The 15,938-nt window shown below is 71.7% G+C and carries 14 protein-coding genes and 2 tRNA genes; 4 read left to right on the top strand and 12 right to left on the bottom strand.

What is annotated here, in order from left to right; all coding sequences use genetic code 11:
- Nucleotides 1-67 precede the first annotated feature (67 nt).
- The 7 genes from ACGFQC_RS01550 to ACGFQC_RS01520 all read right to left on the bottom strand — a co-directional run bounded on the left by ACGFQC_RS01550 (nucleotide 68) and on the right by ACGFQC_RS01520 (nucleotide 9,803).
- The gene (locus ACGFQC_RS01550) at nucleotides 68-745 is read right to left on the bottom strand and encodes a hypothetical protein (protein WP_363088313.1); all 678 of its coding nucleotides are present in this window, start codon (nucleotides 743-745) and stop codon (nucleotides 68-70) included.
- Nucleotides 742-1,152, bottom strand: coding sequence for a thioesterase family protein (locus ACGFQC_RS01545; RefSeq protein WP_363088314.1), 411 nt, complete (start codon nucleotides 1,150-1,152; stop codon nucleotides 742-744). The genes ACGFQC_RS01550 and ACGFQC_RS01545 overlap by 4 nt, the downstream gene beginning before the upstream one ends.
- Nucleotides 1,153-1,158: 6 nt before the next feature.
- Nucleotides 1,159-2,823 (bottom strand): energy-dependent translational throttle protein EttA, encoded by a 1,665-nt coding sequence (gene ettA, locus ACGFQC_RS01540; protein WP_363088315.1) that lies wholly within the window; start codon nucleotides 2,821-2,823, stop codon nucleotides 1,159-1,161.
- Between the two features lie 350 nt (nucleotides 2,824-3,173).
- The gene (locus ACGFQC_RS01535) at nucleotides 3,174-4,586 is read right to left on the bottom strand and encodes a TQXA domain-containing protein (RefSeq protein WP_363088316.1); all 1,413 of its coding nucleotides are present in this window, start codon (nucleotides 4,584-4,586) and stop codon (nucleotides 3,174-3,176) included.
- Nucleotides 4,587-4,847: 261 nt separating this feature from the next.
- Nucleotides 4,848-5,336, bottom strand: coding sequence for a single-stranded DNA-binding protein (locus tag ACGFQC_RS01530; protein ID WP_363088317.1), 489 nt, complete (start codon nucleotides 5,334-5,336; stop codon nucleotides 4,848-4,850).
- Between the two features lie 300 nt (nucleotides 5,337-5,636).
- Nucleotides 5,637-7,310, bottom strand: a complete 1,674-nt coding sequence (locus ACGFQC_RS01525; protein ID WP_363088318.1) for a YfjP family GTPase — start codon at nucleotides 7,308-7,310, stop codon at nucleotides 5,637-5,639.
- A gap of 885 nt (nucleotides 7,311-8,195) precedes the next feature.
- Nucleotides 8,196-9,803 (bottom strand): dynamin family protein, encoded by a 1,608-nt coding sequence (locus ACGFQC_RS01520; protein WP_363088319.1) that lies wholly within the window; start codon nucleotides 9,801-9,803, stop codon nucleotides 8,196-8,198.
- A 321-nt stretch (nucleotides 9,804-10,124) separates the two neighbouring features.
- Here ACGFQC_RS01520 and ACGFQC_RS01515 point away from each other — a divergent pair.
- Nucleotides 10,125-10,197, top strand: a tRNA-Arg gene (locus ACGFQC_RS01515).
- Between the two features lie 729 nt (nucleotides 10,198-10,926).
- Here ACGFQC_RS01515 and ACGFQC_RS01510 read toward each other — a convergent pair.
- The 3 genes from ACGFQC_RS01510 to ACGFQC_RS01500 form a co-directional block, all read right to left on the bottom strand.
- Complete coding sequence (locus ACGFQC_RS01510; RefSeq protein WP_363088320.1) at nucleotides 10,927-11,262, bottom strand: hypothetical protein; 336 nt, start codon at nucleotides 11,260-11,262, stop codon at nucleotides 10,927-10,929.
- 308 nt (nucleotides 11,263-11,570) lie between these two features.
- A complete protein-coding gene (locus ACGFQC_RS01505; protein WP_363088321.1) occupies nucleotides 11,571-11,717 on the bottom strand; it encodes a hypothetical protein in 147 nt (48 codons plus the stop codon).
- Between the two features lie 250 nt (nucleotides 11,718-11,967).
- Nucleotides 11,968-12,576: a hypothetical protein gene (locus ACGFQC_RS01500; protein WP_363088322.1), complete on the bottom strand. Its 609-nt coding sequence runs from the start codon at nucleotides 12,574-12,576 to the stop codon at nucleotides 11,968-11,970.
- 610 nt (nucleotides 12,577-13,186) lie between these two features.
- On the opposite strand from ACGFQC_RS01500, the gene ACGFQC_RS01495 reads away from it, so the two are divergent.
- Both ACGFQC_RS01495 and ACGFQC_RS01490 read left to right on the top strand, forming a co-directional pair.
- Nucleotides 13,187-13,254 (top strand) — tRNA-Gly (locus ACGFQC_RS01495).
- A gap of 134 nt (nucleotides 13,255-13,388) precedes the next feature.
- A complete protein-coding gene (locus ACGFQC_RS01490; RefSeq protein ID WP_363088323.1) occupies nucleotides 13,389-13,691 on the top strand; it encodes a hypothetical protein in 303 nt (100 codons plus the stop codon).
- Nucleotides 13,692-13,728: 37 nt separating this feature from the next.
- Here ACGFQC_RS01490 and ACGFQC_RS01485 read toward each other — a convergent pair whose 3' ends face one another.
- On the bottom strand, nucleotides 13,729-14,448 hold the full coding sequence (locus tag ACGFQC_RS01485) for a 4'-phosphopantetheinyl transferase superfamily protein (protein ID WP_363088324.1): 720 nt from the start codon (nucleotides 14,446-14,448) through the stop codon (nucleotides 13,729-13,731).
- Nucleotides 14,449-14,574: 126 nt separating this feature from the next.
- On the opposite strand from ACGFQC_RS01485, the gene ACGFQC_RS01480 reads away from it, so the two are divergent.
- A complete protein-coding gene (locus ACGFQC_RS01480) occupies nucleotides 14,575-15,279 on the top strand; it encodes an alpha/beta hydrolase (RefSeq protein ID WP_363088325.1) in 705 nt (234 codons plus the stop codon).
- Nucleotides 15,280-15,383: 104 nt separating this feature from the next.
- Here ACGFQC_RS01480 and ACGFQC_RS01475 read toward each other — a convergent pair whose 3' ends face one another.
- The gene (locus ACGFQC_RS01475; RefSeq protein ID WP_363088326.1) at nucleotides 15,384-15,764 is read right to left on the bottom strand and encodes an S-adenosylmethionine decarboxylase; all 381 of its coding nucleotides are present in this window, start codon (nucleotides 15,762-15,764) and stop codon (nucleotides 15,384-15,386) included.
- Nucleotides 15,765-15,938 lie beyond the last annotated feature (174 nt).

Below are 15,938 nucleotides of genomic sequence, written 5' to 3'. Positions count from 1 at the left end.
CCGGCGTACGGGGCCCGACGTGCGAGGGGCCCGACGTGCGTGAGGTGGGGCCGGGGCGTACGGCCGCTCAGCGCACGCTGAGGCCCAGGCCGCCGAGCCCCGCCCGCCGTACCGCGATCGAGCCGTACGGCGTCCGCAGTCGCAGCCACGCCCCCGAGGAGTAGAGCCCGGTGTCCCGGGCCGTGGTGGCCGGCCGCAGGAAGCCCAGGGACTGGGCCGCGTGCACCGCGCGCACGGGCAGGCCGGTGTCCCCGACCGTCCGGGACCAGATCTCCCGCCCGATCCGGTCGAGTTCGGCGCGCGTGCGCCGCTCGGCCGGCAGCTCCTCGGTACGACGGCGGAACTCAGCGACCGCCGCGCCGACCATCGCGCGCAACCCGTCCGGCGCCGGAAGGCCCGCCAGCGGCTCCCAGCCGCCGCGGGGCGGCAGCACGCCCGCCCAGGGCGGCCCGGTCACCGCGGCGGGCACGGCGGCCGTGGCCGCCGTCTCGTCGACGCTCTCCAGCAGCTCCCCCGCGGACACGGTCACGTCCAGCGTGACGTCGAGGCCCTTCTCGTACGGCTTCGCCAGCCGGACCGCCCGGACCGCGAGGACCTCGAAGGACGGCGGCCGTCCGAAGACGGCCAGCGCGGTACCGGCCGCCTGGAGCCGGACCGCCGCCGCGCGGTCGTAGTGGAGCAGCCGGGAGAGGAAGGCCGCGAGGTCCGCCGCCTCCCCCTCGTCGGCGAGGTGGAGCACCGTCATGCGGCGACGGCCTCCTTGTCGTCGTCCCGGTACTCCTCGAGGAACTCGCGCTCCTCGGCGGTGATCCGGCGCGGTCGCTGCGTCGCGAAGTCGAACGGCACGATCACCGTCGACGCGCTGACGTAGACCTGGTCGCCGTCCTTCACCTCGTAGGCGATGGTGAAGGACGCGGCGCGTATCTGTGTGATCCACAGTTCGATGTCCACGGGCCGGTGCCGGTGGACGAGCTGCCGCTTGTAGTCGATCTCGTGGCGCGCCACCACGGACCCCTGCTGGAAGTCCTTCTCCGGGCGGAACAGGAAGTCGATACGGGCTTCCTCCAGGTAACGGAGGAACACCACGTTGTTGACGTGGCCGTACGCGTCCATGTCCGCCCAGCGCAGCGGGCAGCGGTAGATGTGCCGCAAGAAAGATCAGCCCCGGGTCAGCTTCTTGTAGGTGGCGCGGTGCGGACGGGCCGCGTCCGGACCGAGCCGCTCGATCTTGTTCTTCTCGTACGACTCGTAGTTGCCCTCGAACCAGAACCACTTGGAGTCACCCTCGTAGGCGAGGATGTGCGTGGCGACCCGGTCCAGGAACCACCGGTCGTGGGAGACGACCACGGCCGCACCCGGGAATTCGAGCAGCGCGTTCTCGAGGGAGGACAGGGTCTCGACGTCGAGGTCGTTGGTCGGCTCGTCGAGGAGCAGCAGGTTGCCGCCCTGCTTGAGGGTGAGCGCGAGGTTCAGACGGTTGCGCTCACCGCCGGACAGGACGCCGGCCGGCTTCTGCTGGTCCGGGCCCTTGAAGCCGAAGGCGGAGACGTACGCCCGCGAGGGCATCTCGACCTGGCCGACGTTGATGTAGTCCAGCTCGTCCGAGACGACGGCCCACAGCGACTTCTTCGGGTCGATGCTCTCGCGGCTCTGGTCGACGTACGAGATCTTGACGGTGTCGCCGACCCTGATCGAGCCGGAGTCCGGCTCCTCCAGGCCCTGGATCATCTTGAAGAGGGTGGTCTTGCCGGCGCCGTTCGGGCCGATGACGCCGACGATGCCGTTGCGCGGCAGTGTGAAGGAGAGGTCGTCGATGAGGACCTTCTCACCGAAGGCCTTGCTGAGGTTGTTGACCTCGACGACGACGTTGCCCAGACGCGGGCCCGGCGGGATCTGGATCTCCTCGAAGTCCAGCTTCCGCATCTTGTCGGCCTCGGCGGCCATCTCCTCGTAGCGCGCCAGACGCGCCTTGGACTTGGCCTGACGCCCCTTGGCGTTGGACCGCACCCACTCCAGCTCCTCCTTGAGCCGCTTGGCGCGCTTGGCGTCCTTCTGGCCCTCGACCTTGAGGCGGGAGGCCTTGGACTCCAGGTAGGTGGAGTAGTTGCCCTCGTAGCCGATGGCGCGGCCGCGGTCCAGCTCGAGGATCCAGCCGGCCACGTTGTCCAGGAAGTACCTGTCGTGGGTGACGGCGACGACGGTGCCCGCGTACTTCGCGAGGTGCTGCTCCAGCCACTGCACGGACTCGGCGTCCAGGTGGTTGGTGGGCTCGTCGAGCAGCAGCAGGTCGGGGGCCTCGATCAGCAGCTTGCACAGCGCGACGCGGCGCTTCTCACCACCGGAGAGGTTGGTGACCGGCCAGTCGCCGGGCGGGCAGCCCAGGGCGTCCATGGCCTGCTCCAACTGGGCGTCCAGGTCCCACGCGTTGGCGTGGTCCAGGTCGTCCTGGAGCTTGCCCATCTCCTCCATGAGCGCGTCCGAGTAGTCGGTCGCCATCAGCTCGGCGACCTCGTTGAAGCGCTTGAGCTTGCCCATGATCTCGGCGGCGCCGTCCTGCACGTTCTCCAGGACCGTCTTGGACTCGTCGAGCGGCGGCTCCTGCAGCAGCATCCCGACGGAGTAGCCGGGCGACAGGAACGCGTCGCCGTTGGACGGCTGCTCCAGCCCGGCCATGATCTTGAGAACGGTGGACTTACCGGCACCGTTCGGACCGACCACACCGATCTTCGCGCCGGGCAGGAAGCTCAGCGTCACGTCGTCAAGGATGACCTTGTCGCCGTGCGCCTTGCGCGTCTTGCGCATGGTGTAGATGTACTCAGCCAAGAGAAACCGTCCGGCAGCTTGAATTCTGGCAGTGGGCAGATACACCCCATCTTGCCGGACGGCCACCCCTGGGGGGAAACCCGCTTGATCATGAGGCCCTGACCTGGGGTTTCGCCGTGGACGGTGGTGTCTGCTCCGTCCCGGTCGGCCGTCGTCCCCGTCCCGGCCGGTCGTCACCCCACCCCGGTCGGTCGCCATCGGGTGACTCCGGGGCACGCCGGAGGGCCCGGGGACGGCCCGGAACACGTCGTCACGGGTCGCCTTCGGCTGGAGCCTCGTCCGCCGGCAGGGACAGGGATCCGCACCGGCAGGCCCCCCGAGGGGGCCGCGGGTGTCGCGGTGGGTGTCGGTCAGCCCCGCGCGTCGTTCTCCTTGCGGCCCACGAGGACCAGGACCGTGCCGCCGATGACGACCAGGCCGATCGCGGTGCCCGCGATCAGGGGGGTGAGGTCGGAGCCGCCCGTCTGGGCGAGGTCGGTACCCGAGGAGGCGGTGCCGCCCACCGTGGCCGGACTCGGTTCGGCGAGCGTCTGGGTGGTCAAGCCGGACTCGGCGGCTCTGGTGCGGCAGTCGAGGACGCCGGTGAAGCGGCTCTCGGTGCCCTGCGGGCCCGTGATGGTGAAGTCGTAGGCCTGATCCTCCTGGAGGGGGATCGTCACCGTCCTGGACGTGCCGGCGGGGATGCTGTGTCGCACACCCATCAGTTCGAAGGTGAAGGCCTGGTCGCCCTGGTTGGCCGCGGTGAGATCGACGCCGTTCTCCGTGCAGTTCTTCGCCGCGGAAAGGGCCGGTACGGCGCCTGTCCCGGCCCAGGTCGCGGACGCCGTCGCGGAGACGGTCGACTCGCTGGAGCCGGCCAGGATCTGGGTCTGGCTGCGGCTCTCGGAGGTGAAGGCGCGGCCGACGGGGACGGTGGTGGAGGCCTGGACGGTCAGCTCCGCGGCGCCGGCCGCGGTGTCGGCGGGCACGTCGAAGAACAGCTCGCTGCCGTCCTGCGCGGAGGTGACGGGCTCGCCGTCCTTGCCGACGATCCGGACGCCGGTGGTGGCCGAGTCCAGCGGCGGTGACACCGTCACGGCGCTCGCACCGGTCCGAACGGTGACCGGGCCGAGCAGTTCGCCCGGGCGTCCGGAGACCGCGGCACCGTCGAGGGTCAGTGAGGCCTGGGGTTCCGCCACGGCACGGGCGGCTTTCTGGAGGTGGTCCGCGAGCCGTTCGGCCTGCGGGTCGACGGCCTCGACGTCCGCGCCGTCCGAGTAGCGCCAGATCGCCACCTGGGTGCCGGCCGCCGCGTCCTGCTCGGTGAGGCCCCCGGCGATACCGGCCTTCTTGGCCAGCGCCGCCAGGTTGTTGACCTGGGGGTAAGAGTTCTGCAGGATCCAGCGGATGCGGCCGGCGTCCTTGTTGACGGCCAGTGAGGTGCCGCTCCAGGGAGCCTCCTGGTACTTGGCGTCCTTCTGCGTGGGGTTGTGGAGGTCGACGCAGTAGGTCTGGAGGGTGCCGCCGCCCTCGACGGACATCTCGAACAGGCCGGCCGAGACCTCCTGGTCCCCGCTCTCGTCGCGCAGCACGGCGGCTCCGTACGTCTTGAGGCCGCCTATCGTCGCCGTCGCTCCGCCCTGGGGCTGCGCCGCGGTCTCGGCGGCGGCCGGGCCCGCGGCGGCGAGGACCCCGGCGGCGGCGAGCCCGTACACGAGCGTCCCTGCCGCGAGGCGTACCGCGCCCCGTCCGCGCCCGAGCGGCGCGGAGAACGAAGAAATCACGTAATTTCCCTTCCAGCAGGACCCGTTGACGTGGGGGGACGGGTCCCACCAGCAGAATCAGAAGCCCCGTGAGCCACGTTCGGCATCCTAGAGAGGCGGGCGTACCGGCCTTCCCGGTCAGGTCGTCCGATGCGTGATCCGACTCGGAATCGTTATCCCCAAGATCGTGACCGAGCAGGGCTTATCGACAAATCAACCCGCCACTTCGGCCAGTATCCGTCGATAAGCCGCTGATCGGTCGTACCGGCACGCTCCCTGACATCAGGTCACGGCCGCCGGCTCGCGTCGCCGCGGTGATTCCGGCTCCACCGGGGACTGCCCCGCCCGGGTCCGCCAGTCGGGTTCCGGCTGCCCGGGTGCGCCGGCCGCCGCGACCACGGCGGCCGGCTCCAACCTGGCCGCGCGGCGGAAGGCCGAGGTGCCGCGGGCGAGGTCGTGGCCGATCGCCACGGCGTCGATGTCGGCCGATGTCCAGTTCTGGCCCTCGCGCGCTTCCGCGCGCACCTTCAGCCGGCCCTGCACGATCACCGCTTCACCCACGTTCAGCGACGCGACCACGTTCGTCGCCAGCTGCCGGTTGGCCCACACCGTGAAGAAGTTGGTGTGGCCGTCGGCCCAGGTGTTCTTCTCCCGGTCCCAGTAGCGCGAGGTCACCGCCAGCCGGAACCGCGCCGACGGCCCCGCCGACAGCTCCCGGTAGACCGGCTGCGTCGCCACGTTCCCCACCGCGCAGACCATCGTCTCGTTCATCGAGGACCCCTCCCTCACCCGGGCGTCGACGCCGGGCGGATACGCGTACGGGCCCGCCCCGTACGGCTGCGTCTGCCGGGGCGGCGGCGGCCGCGGGGCACACGCCCCGAGCCGCTCACCGCCACCGACGCCACGACCGCTTCGCCACGATCGCCGCGACACCAGACTGCCTCCGCCGGGGCGGGCCCGCCGAGCGCTGTGGATCACCACCCGCCTGTGGAAAAAGCCGTCACCCGGACGGGGGATCCGCGTCGCACCGCCCCGGACCGACACCCCGGACCGCGCCCGCACGTCCCCTTCTCACCTGGCCAGCGCCTGTGCGCCCATCACCCTGCCGTACTGCTCCCGTACCTCCCGGTAGCGCAACAGCTCGGCGGCCACGGGGTCCAGGACCCTCGCTCTGCCGCACCCGGCGGCGGCCTCGCGCAGGCGCCGTTCCGCGTCCTGGCCGTATCTGCGTGCGGGGCCGCGGGCCGCGATCCGGCAGCTCCACTCCACCAGCGGGCCGCCGATGATGCCGGCCACCATCAACAGCACCGGCACCCCCAGGTTCGGCGACATGAACCCGGCGATCTGGCCGACCAGCCACAGGCCGCCGAGGACCTGGAGGACCGTCATGGAGGCCTGCGCCAGCACGGCCACCGGCCACCAGCCCGGCCGCGGCGGGCGCCCCTGCGGCACCCCGGCCCGCGCGGTCAGCTCGTCCAGCGCCTCGGACAGCCCCTGCGCACCGCGTACGGCGGCCTCCCGTACCGCCTGCGCCCACGGCGCGGGCAACCCCGCCGAGGCCCGCTCCGACACCGTACGCACCGCCTGCTCCACGCGCTGCCGCGCGGTGGCCTCCTCGTCGGCCTGCGAGCGGACCCGGACGCTGCCGGTGGGGGGATCGCTGCGGTCCTGGTACCACCGCCACAGCCTCAGCCACGGCGTCCCGCACGCGCGGTTGGCGTTGCGCAGCCAGGCGCGTTCGGCGGCCTCGCCCGCGGCCGTGGCGCCCACCGCGTCCGCGAGGCGGGCGGCGAAGTCGTCCCGCGCCTCCTCGCTCAGGCCGGCGCGCCGCGTCGTCGCGTAGACGGGCCGCAGCTGCCAACCTGCGGCGTCGACATCGGCCGAGATGCGCCGCGCCGCGGCACCGCGCTCCGCGACGAACTGACCGAGCAGTTCCCGTAGTTCCCCGATGCCGTCGCCGGTCAGCGCGGACAGCGCGAGGACGGTCGCGCCCGGTTCGCCGTACTCGCCGAGGGCGACGCCGTCCTCGTCCAGCAGCCGCCGCAGGTCGTCGAGGACCATCTCGGCTGCCTCGCCCGGCAGTCGGTCGATCTGGTTCAGGACGACGAACATGACCTCCGCGTGCCCCGCCATGGGCCGCAGGTAGCGCTCGTGGAGCACGGCGTCGGCGTACTTCTCCGGGTCGACGACCCAGATGACGGCGTCCACGAGGGCCAGGACCCGGTCGACCTGCTCACGGTGCTGCACGGCGGCCGAGTCGTGGTCGGGCAGGTCCACCAGGACGAGTCCGCGCAGCTGGGCCTCCGCGTCCGCGCTCTGCACCGGGCGGCGGCGCAGCCGGCCCGGGATGCCGAGCCGGTCGATCAGGGTCGCCGCACCGTCGCTCCAACTGCACGCGATGGGGGCGGCGGTGGTGGGCCGCCGTACGCCCGTCTCCGAGATGGTCACCCCGGCGAGGGCGTTGAACAACTGGGACTTGCCGCTGCCGGTGGCCCCGGCGATGGCGACCACGGTGTGCTGTCCGGAGAGCCTGCGCCGGGCAGCCGCCTCGTCGAGAACCCGGCCCGCCTCGGAGAGCGTCCTGTTGTCGAGCCGCGCGCGGGAGAGTCCCACCAGTTCCCGCAGCGCGTCGAGGCGGGAGCGCAGGTGGCCGTCGTAGGCCAGGGGGGCCGCGGCGGCCTGGGAGTTGCCGGACCGGACCTCCAGGGCCGCGGCGGCCTGTTCGGCGGCGGTGGCCTCGTTCACGCGACGCGCGATGAGACCGTCGCCCCAGGGTTCACCGGAACCGGGGTCCTCCTGCGGGGGGTGTGCGCCACGGTCCCTTCCCCGGATGTCCTGGCCGCGTACGGGAGCCTCGGTCTCCGGCGGGTGCGCGGGGCGGCCGGTGCCGGACGAGCGTCGGGAGCGTTCGCCGTCCGGCACGCGCGCGGGGCTGTCCTGGCGCCCACGCGCGGGACCGTCCTCGCCCCGCGACCTGTCCCGCACACGCGTGTGAGGGACGGCTTCGGCCCTGGACCGGTCGTGCGAGGAGTCGCCGGTCTCGTGCGCGCGTGCCGGACGGTCGTCCGCGTCGACGGGCGTCGAGGAGCCGCCCTCCACCGCCTTCGAGGAAGGGCCGCCTTCGCTCCTGTCCTCGGACGCGGCTGCTACGGCCGCACCGGCGGAGGGAGTCTCTCCCGCCGCCTCAGCGGGGCGCTCCCCCTGAGCCGTGCCCGGGGCGGGCCGCCCTTCGGTCCCGCCCGACGGATGCACGTCGTCGAGTGCGTGAGCGGATCGTTCGGCGCAGGCCCCGCTCGCGGAACCGCCGGCGTCGGTCACTCGCGCCGAGCGTTCCCGCTCGCCCGCCTGCGCGTCCCGGGTGCCCTGGTGGTCCCGGAAGTCCTCCCGACCGCGCGAGGACGTGGCACCGTCTCCCTCGACCCGCTCAGGCTGCCGCTCCCGTTCCCGCGCCTCTCCCCCGCCGCCGGCTCGCGACGGGCTCGCGCCCCCCTCACATCCCGCCTGCATCGACCGCCCCTCGTGCCCCTCGCACTCGGTGAGTTCCGCGTGATCCGCGTGATCCGTGCGGCCCGCGTGATCCGTGCGGCCCGTGTGGTCGGTGTGGTCCTGGTTCGTGACGGCGGTCACCGGTCACCTCTCCTTCTGCAGTACGGACAGCGCGGCAATGAGTTCGGCCTGGGGTTCGGCGTGGACGTCGAGTCCGTCGAGCGGGGCGAGCCGGCGCTCTCGTTCGTTGTGCATGACACGGTCGAGGTGTTCGGTGAGCAGCCGCCCGCCCCGGTCGCGCAGCCGCAGCGCGCCGTGGGCGCCGATCCGCTCGGCGAGCCCCTCGCCCGCCGAGCGGGCCCTGCGGCCGCCCAGCAGGACGGTGGCGACGAGGGCCGCGACGAGTTCGGGGTCGGGTGCGGCACCGCGTTCGAGGTGGCGCACCTCGTCCTCGGCGTACTCCTCCAACTCGCGCCGCCAGCGCCGTACGGCCATGCCGATGCGGTGTTCGGCGGTCTCCAGGGAGGTGTCGCGGTCGAGCAGTTCCGGGGCGCCCGCGGCCGGTTCACGGCGCCAGGCCTCGTCGACCCGCTCGTCGGCCGCGGTGACGGCGCACAGCATGAGCGCGGCCAGGCTCTCCACGAGGGCGTCGAGCAGCTCCCCGGCGGTGCAGTCCAGCGGGAAGGCCCGCCAGCGCTTGAGGGCGTCACCCGCGAGCACGGCGCCGCTCTGCAACCGGCCTCGCACGCGCGTGTATTCGCTGTCGTACGCCCCGTCGACGGCCGAGGTGAGCCGCAGTGCGGCCGCGTACTGCGCGGCCGCGGCGCCGGCCAGTTCGGGCATCCGGGAATTGAGCGAGTCGAGGACGCCGTACGCCGTGCGGGCCATCACGTCGTGGCGGGCGGCCCGGTCCTGTGCGTGATGGATGAGCCAGGTGCGCAACGGTGCCACCGCTGTGGCCGGAAGCAGTCCTCCGCCCCAGGCGGACTCGGGCAGTTCGGGCACGGTGAAGCGCGGTACGTGACCCAGGCCGGCCTTGGTGAGCAGGGCACCGTACTGGCGGGACACCTCGGAGACGACCTGGTGGGGTACGCGGTCGAGGACGCTCACGAGCGTCGCGTTGTACTCCTTGGCGGTGCGCAGGAGATGCCAGGGCACGGCGTCGGCGTACCGTGCGGCCGTGGTGACCATGACCCAGATGTCGGCGGCGCAGATGAGTTCGGCTGCCAGGACGCGGTTGTCGGCGACCAGGGAGTCGACGTCGGGGGCGTCCAGGAGGGCGAGGCCGGGCGGAAGGGTCTCCGCGGTCTCGACGCGCAGCAGGCGTCTGCCGTCCTCGCCTGGCAGCAACAGGTCGTCCGCGGGCTCCTGATGGGGCACCCACACGCGCGTGAGGTCGGGCAGCACCCGCATGCCGCTGAACCAGTGATGGTCCTCCGGGTGGCACACCAGCACCGGCGTCCGAGTCGTCGGCCGCAGCACTCCCGCCTCGCTGACCCGTCGCCCCACCAGGGAGTTGACGAGGGTCGACTTGCCCGCGCCGGTGGATCCGCCCACGACGGCCAGCAAGGGCGCTTCGGGCTGTCTCAGCCGGGGCACCAGATAGTCGTCGAGCTGGGCGAGGAGTTCGTCACGGTTGGCACGCGCGCGTGGCGCCCCCGCCAGGGGCAGCGGGAAGCGTGCGGCGGCGACACGTTCGCGCAGGGCGGAGAGTGCGTTGAGCAGCTGAGGCCGTACGTCCAAGGTCACCACATGCGAAGAATGCCTAATTTCGGGGGATTTATGAAGCACATAGACATGCCTGCGCGCCGATGGGACACAAGGGACGGAAGGTACGACCGGGACAGAGGCGCAGTGCAGGCATAACGAGTGCACAACACCCGGCGCCCCAGGCGCCAAAAGCGGTGCACGATTCGCACCTGCCTGCGATTATCAGGACCGCTTCACTGAACCTCCACATCGAGCCACGGAGGCGAAGCGCGCAGGACAAGGAACCGGGAGCCCTATCCTTGTCCCCGGCAACGTCACGGATCCGCCCGCACCCGGGCACCTGGTACGAGGCCACCACAACCGGCCCCCGTAGCTCAGTGGATAGAGCAGGCGCCTTCTAAGCGCTTGGCCGCAGGTTCGAGTCCTGCCGGGGGCGCAAGTCTCCGCCCTCCCCCTGGGAGGGCATTTTTGCTGGCCAGAGCATGTTTCACCCGGAACGACGAATCCCCGGACACTCCCCCGACGATCACGGGGAAGGTCCGGGGCCGTCCGGCTGTCACCGGGCTCTCGCGGGTGCCCCGGCCGAATACGCGTCGAAGCTCTCGGCGGGAAGCCTCAGCCCGTGGCGGGCGGCGCCTGGAGGTCACCCGCGGCCTCCAGGCGCCGCCTCAGGCCGGGCAGCTGCCCCTCGACGCACCGGGCGTGAGCGGGCCGGCAGCACCGGCACGCTGTTCCCGGCCCATCGGGCAGCACCTCATCCCAGCGGGATGAAACCTTCCCTCCTTCATCAGGCACCCGTCATCGTTCCGCTCCCCGTGCGCGGCACGGCCCCCGGCCGGGCCTGCGCTCCTGCCTCCGCCCCGCTCCAGTCCGCCCGACGCCCGTGCCGCGCGCACAGCATGCAGCCGCCCGATGTCAGAGAAGAGGCACATCACGGTAGGGCGACCGGCTCCACGGAGCCACGGAGCCATTTTGGCGTGAGCCTCGAAGATCATGGCTCCAACGTCGTGCTTGGCCTCGATCCACCGGTCGGCTCGTGAAGTGATCTCTTGAGGCTTCGAGGGTCGGGTCTTGGGGGTGTGACTGGATGCGAGCAAGGGGCATCAACCGGTCTGCCCGGATTTTCACGGTTCCGCTCCGATCGGACCTTGGCGGCGCGGGCAGTTCAGTGACCTCTGGCCGGCCCGGGGGGGGCGTGGACGGTGCAGAACAGCTGTGTCCAGGCGTGCTGCCAGTGCCATCGCTGCGGTAGGCGCAGGATCATGCGCCGGGCGGAGCGGGCGATCTGGGCGGGAACGCGGACGAGGTGGGCGCGCGGTGTGGCGGTGGTGGCTTTGGTGCGGAAGGCCGAGGCCAGGGCGCCGGTGGCTCGCAGCAGGTTGCGGGCCATGGCCCACGGGGTCAGCCAGGCGGCGTTGGCGTGGAAGTGCCGGGTGGCGTATTCCTGCTTCCCTCTGCACATCGGCACCGGCGCGAAGATCGCCTCACTGCCCTTCTGCACCCAGGTCACCCGCCGGTCGAGATCGCCGCAGGCGACCCGGTACTTCCGGACGGGACCGCGCTTTTCGCACGGGGAGCCTCCTTGGCCGACACGGGGAGTCTCCTTGGCCGATACGAGCATCGTCTGCGCCCAGGTGACGGGCCCGGCGAGACCGCTCGCAGGCTTGGTCTTGTGCCGTTCCCGGAAGGCCTGGACGGCCTCGCAGTCGGCCGCGGACCCGCTTCCCGTCCACCTTCCGCTCCGACCGTTGCTCGACCTGCCGTCGGCAGGGCCCGGCCTGCTTGCTGCACGCCGCCTCGGCGACGGCATCACCAAGGCGGCACGCACTCGATGAGGCCGTACGTCCCCTGCATCACGTCCCGCGGCTCGACGGCGTCCTCCTTGGCCCTGGGCGTGCGCGCCTCGGGCGGCAGCATCTGGCCGGGTGTGTCGAACCGCCAGGGCCGGAGGGGCACGGGGGCACGGGGGCACGGGGGGACACCGGGAACGACCTCGGAGGAGGGGGACCGGGGTGTCGGCGAGGGCGGTACCGGCACCAGGCGGAAGGACCGCGGCAGCGAGCGCAGCGGCCGCACCCCGCTGAGTGGTTTTCCTGCTGATCAAGCGGTCAGGGAGTCCCGCTCTCCTCCCGCCCCCATGAAGCCGCGCAGCGAACGGACCCGAGGCTCACCCAGGGAGCGGCAAGCACCCGGCTCCGAACGGATTTCAGTCGATCCTGACGCAGTAGACGAACGGGACGCTGGCCGTGCTTCGGCCCGACGTCAGATCGACCGCGTGAACGCGGGAGTTCGGGTTTCCGGGAGCGCACGGTCCGGTGAAGCCGGGGACGAAGCCGAAGCTCCCGCCGGCGTGTCCGGAGTGCCTGGTGGCAGTGACCGTCCAGGACCTGTTGACCGCGCCGGAGAACACGATGCGGACCGGGCTGTTTATGTTGAAGTGGTCACCGCTGACCTTGAGAGTGCCGCTTTCCGAATTGATCCACAGCCGTACCGCCAACCGCCGGTCATCGGCCTGACCGTTGTCGTATCGCGCTTGCGCGCGGGTCTGCGGGGTCACGCAGGTGAGGTCTCCGGAGCCCCATGCCTCACGCCAGACATAGCCCTGCTTGCAGTAGCCGTTCGGGAGGGTCCGGCCGGGGGCCAGAGCGTTGTCGTTGGCGGTGTTCGTACGCGTCTGCGGTGTGACGCACACGAGGTCGCCGGCACGCGCGACCCGCCAGACATATCCCTGTCTGCAGGTGTTGGGCCCGTAGTCCTGGGCGTTGGCGGCCGACGGTGCGATCAGCCCGCCGCCGATCCCGGCGGCAATCACCATCGCCGAGGCAGTGAATCGTCTGAACATAGTCATACCTCCACAGTTGCGAGGTCACTATGGTTCTATCGTCTGCCTTCGCTGCGGAATCATCAAATCCTGCGGGTGGAAGTCCGGTCAGGCCCCGCCGGGCGGCGCCGCCCGGCCCTGCTACCCGCAAGACCGCCGAGCGTCCGGAATCGACGCCGCGACGTCGTGCGCCCCGGACGGCAGGTGGAGTCCTGGTAGTTGTCGGCGAAGCGGTAGGGCCGGGCGACCGGTTCCGTCGACTGCGCGAGGACGCGCACGCCGCGGGGGCTGTAGGCGTAGCTGTCGACATCCCGGTCAACCGTCCGTAGCGGCCTGCGGGACCCGGGCAAGCAGGTCTGCGGGGGTCGCGCCTACCTTCGGCGTCGGATGTACCAACCAGCCACCAGCACGATGAGGATGGCAACGACGAAGGCCCACACGGTCGTTGCGGCGTGGTACGAGCGGTGGCCAGTCAGAGCAAGCATGTTCATGCGGATACCCCGGGCGTGCGGCCTCAGCCGACACGCGTCGTCCACCCCTCTGCCGAATGCGTGTCGAAGGCGCCGCGCGTCCGCGGTCGTCAGCCGAAGAACGCCAGTTCAGAGGGCGTGCTCCGGTGATCTCGCCAAGCGCCTTCCGAGCGTTCGGCCGCAGGTTCGAGTCCTGCCGGGGGTGCCCGTCTCCGCCCTCCCCCCGGGGAGGGCTTTTTGCTGTTCGCAGCGCGTTTCGCCGGACGCTACGAAGCCCCGCCGACCCACGCTGTACTGTCCCCACGTTCGCTCACGGGGAAGACGGAAGGGGGAAAGATGACCGGACGGTGGCCGACGGCCCTGGGCGCCAACCTGCTGCTCGGCATCCCGGGGGTGGTGCCGATCTGGTTGCTGTGGTTCCTGGCAGCGAGCCGGTACGCCCCGGAGCCGACGGAGAACGACGGCATGGCCCTCTGGCTGGTGATCATCGCGCCCGTGGTCGGTCTCTACATGCTGCTGTGGTGGACCGTCAACAGCACCCTCGCCCGCCGGACCTCACTGGCCGCTCAGAACTACTGGCTGCTCAGCGGCGTAGGCACGTTCTTGCCCACCATCACACTCGTCCTGCTCCACCCCTGATGCGCGCCCGGAGTGGGCTGCCGTCGGAGGACCGGTGTCAAAGGACGGGATCCGCCTGTACGGCCACCCGCACGCCGCCCCCCGCCAGTACCGCGACGGCCGCCGTGTGCGTCCCCGTGACCGTCAGGTCCGCCAGGCTCACCTCGGGACGCCGGCCGAGCCGCCCGGGCCAGCCGAGGACGGTCGGTGCGGCGTCCGGTGCGGACAACTCCAGCTCCCGCAAGGGCCCGTGGAGGCCCACGCCGAGCGCCTTCAGCACTGCCTCCTTGCGGGTCCAGGTGCGCAGGAAGGCGGCACGGCGCGCGGCGGGCGGGCCGGCGTACAGGGCCCTCAGTTCGCCGTCACCGAGCGCGGTGCGCGCCGCCGCGTCCACGTCGAGAGCGATGCCGTCGTCCTCCACGTCGAGCCCCACGGCGGCCCCCCGGCAGACCGCGACCCCGACCACCTCCCCGCTGTGGGTGACGGAGAAGTCGACGTCCGCGTACGGCGACCGCTCCGGCACCGTCAGCCCCACCTTGCCGTGCGGCCCGCCGCAGCGCGGGCACACGCGGCGCAGGGGGACGTCGGCGGGAGGCACGCCGAGAAGCCCGCCGAGGGCGACGCGGCTGAGCGCGCATCCGACCAGGAAGCGCGCCTTGTCGGCCGGCCGGACGGTGGCCTGGTGGCGGGCGCGCTCGACGGCGTCGAGCAGGCCGAGGAGCGCGGGGCGGGCGTCACCCGTCCGAGCCCACCACACCAGCACCTCGTGCTCCGCCACTGCCACGACTCCTCAGCCCTTTCCGCCGATCCGCCGACCCGCCGGTCCGTCAATCCGCCGACCCGCCGGTACGTCCACGGCCCGGATTCCTGCCCGCCGCACACGACCACGAGGGAAAGCAGCCGAATGCGTCTGCACACACGGGAGTGGGGGACGGGCGACCGTCTCGCCGTCCTCGTCCACGGCATCATGACCGACCACCGCACCTGGTACGAGCTGGCGCCGGTCCTCACCGGGCGGGGCTACCGCGTGCTCGCGGTGGATCTGCGGGGTCACGGCGCCAGTGGGCGCGGGGCGTACACGCCCGCGCTCTTCGCCGAGGACCTCGTGGACACGCTCCCGCGTCACCCGGAACTGGCGCTGGGCCATTCGCTGGGGGCGCTGGCCCTGGCCCTGGCGGTGGAGGAACTGGCTCCGGCCCGCGCCGTCTACTCGGAGCCGGCCTGGCGGCTGAGCGGGTCGGAGGGCGGGCTGGACCCGGCGTTCTTCACGCTGTTCAAGCGTTCTCCGGACCTGCTGACGAGTTTCTCCCGCCCACGGGACGGCGCCGAGGGCGGTGCGCGGATCGCGGTCGAGCGGCAGGCCCTCGACGCCTGGGACGAGAGCACGGCCCTCGCCCTGTCCGCCCACCGCCTCGCCGACCACACCCCGGAGAAGGCCGTCGTCCCCTCGCTGGTCCAGGTGTCGGACCCGAGCACGCTCGTCAGCGCGCGGGCGCGGGCGGAACTCGCGCGGCGGGGCTTCGAGGTGCGTACCGTGCCCGGCGCGCCGCACGCGATCCACCGGGACCGGTTCGACGCGTTCGTCGACTCCCTCTCGGGGTGGCTGTGACGTCAGTTCGGCGGGAAATCGGTGCGCCGTGAAATCGATGCAGGAGGGAAAGCGAAGCACCGGGTAATCGGAATCACGGCGTCACGGATCACGTCACCCCTGGGTCAGTGCACCGCACGCAACATGCGCGTGACATTGATCTTCGTCGGCGAAAGACCGAGTTCCACGCTCTGCATCATCCGTTCGCCGTTCAGCCGGCCATAGGCCAGCAGGTCGACGTTGGCCAGGCTGAATTCCGGCCAGGTGTGAATGCTCAGGTGGGATGCCGAAAGCAGCAGAATCGCAGTGACCGCACCATTGGGGAAAACGTGCGAGGACTCGCCGAGCACCTGGGCGTTTCCTTTTTCGGCGGCCGTGCGCAACACCTGGAGGAGGCGCTCCTCATCGGTCAGGATGCTGTGGTCGCTCACCCACACGTCTACGGCGTAGGAGCACAAATCATCGACGTTTATACCCTCGGTGGCGAGGCTGGCGGAGTTGGTCATGGGGAACCGGGGGTCGCGATCCGCTGCCCCCGTCTCCTTTCACATAGAGGTGCGCTGGTCCGCGCGTCCGAAGAGGAAGACGCCGAGGCCGAAAACCGGCGCCCGACGGGGCCCAGCCTAGCATCCGGGGCGCTCTACGGCTCGCGCACGCACGCTGTCAAGGGCGGTGACGCC

Source organism: Streptomyces sp. NPDC048734 (genome assembly GCF_043198675.1).
Taxonomy (GTDB): domain Bacteria; phylum Actinomycetota; class Actinomycetes; order Streptomycetales; family Streptomycetaceae; genus Streptomyces.
This window is presented reverse-complemented; position numbering and strand designations above follow the sequence as displayed.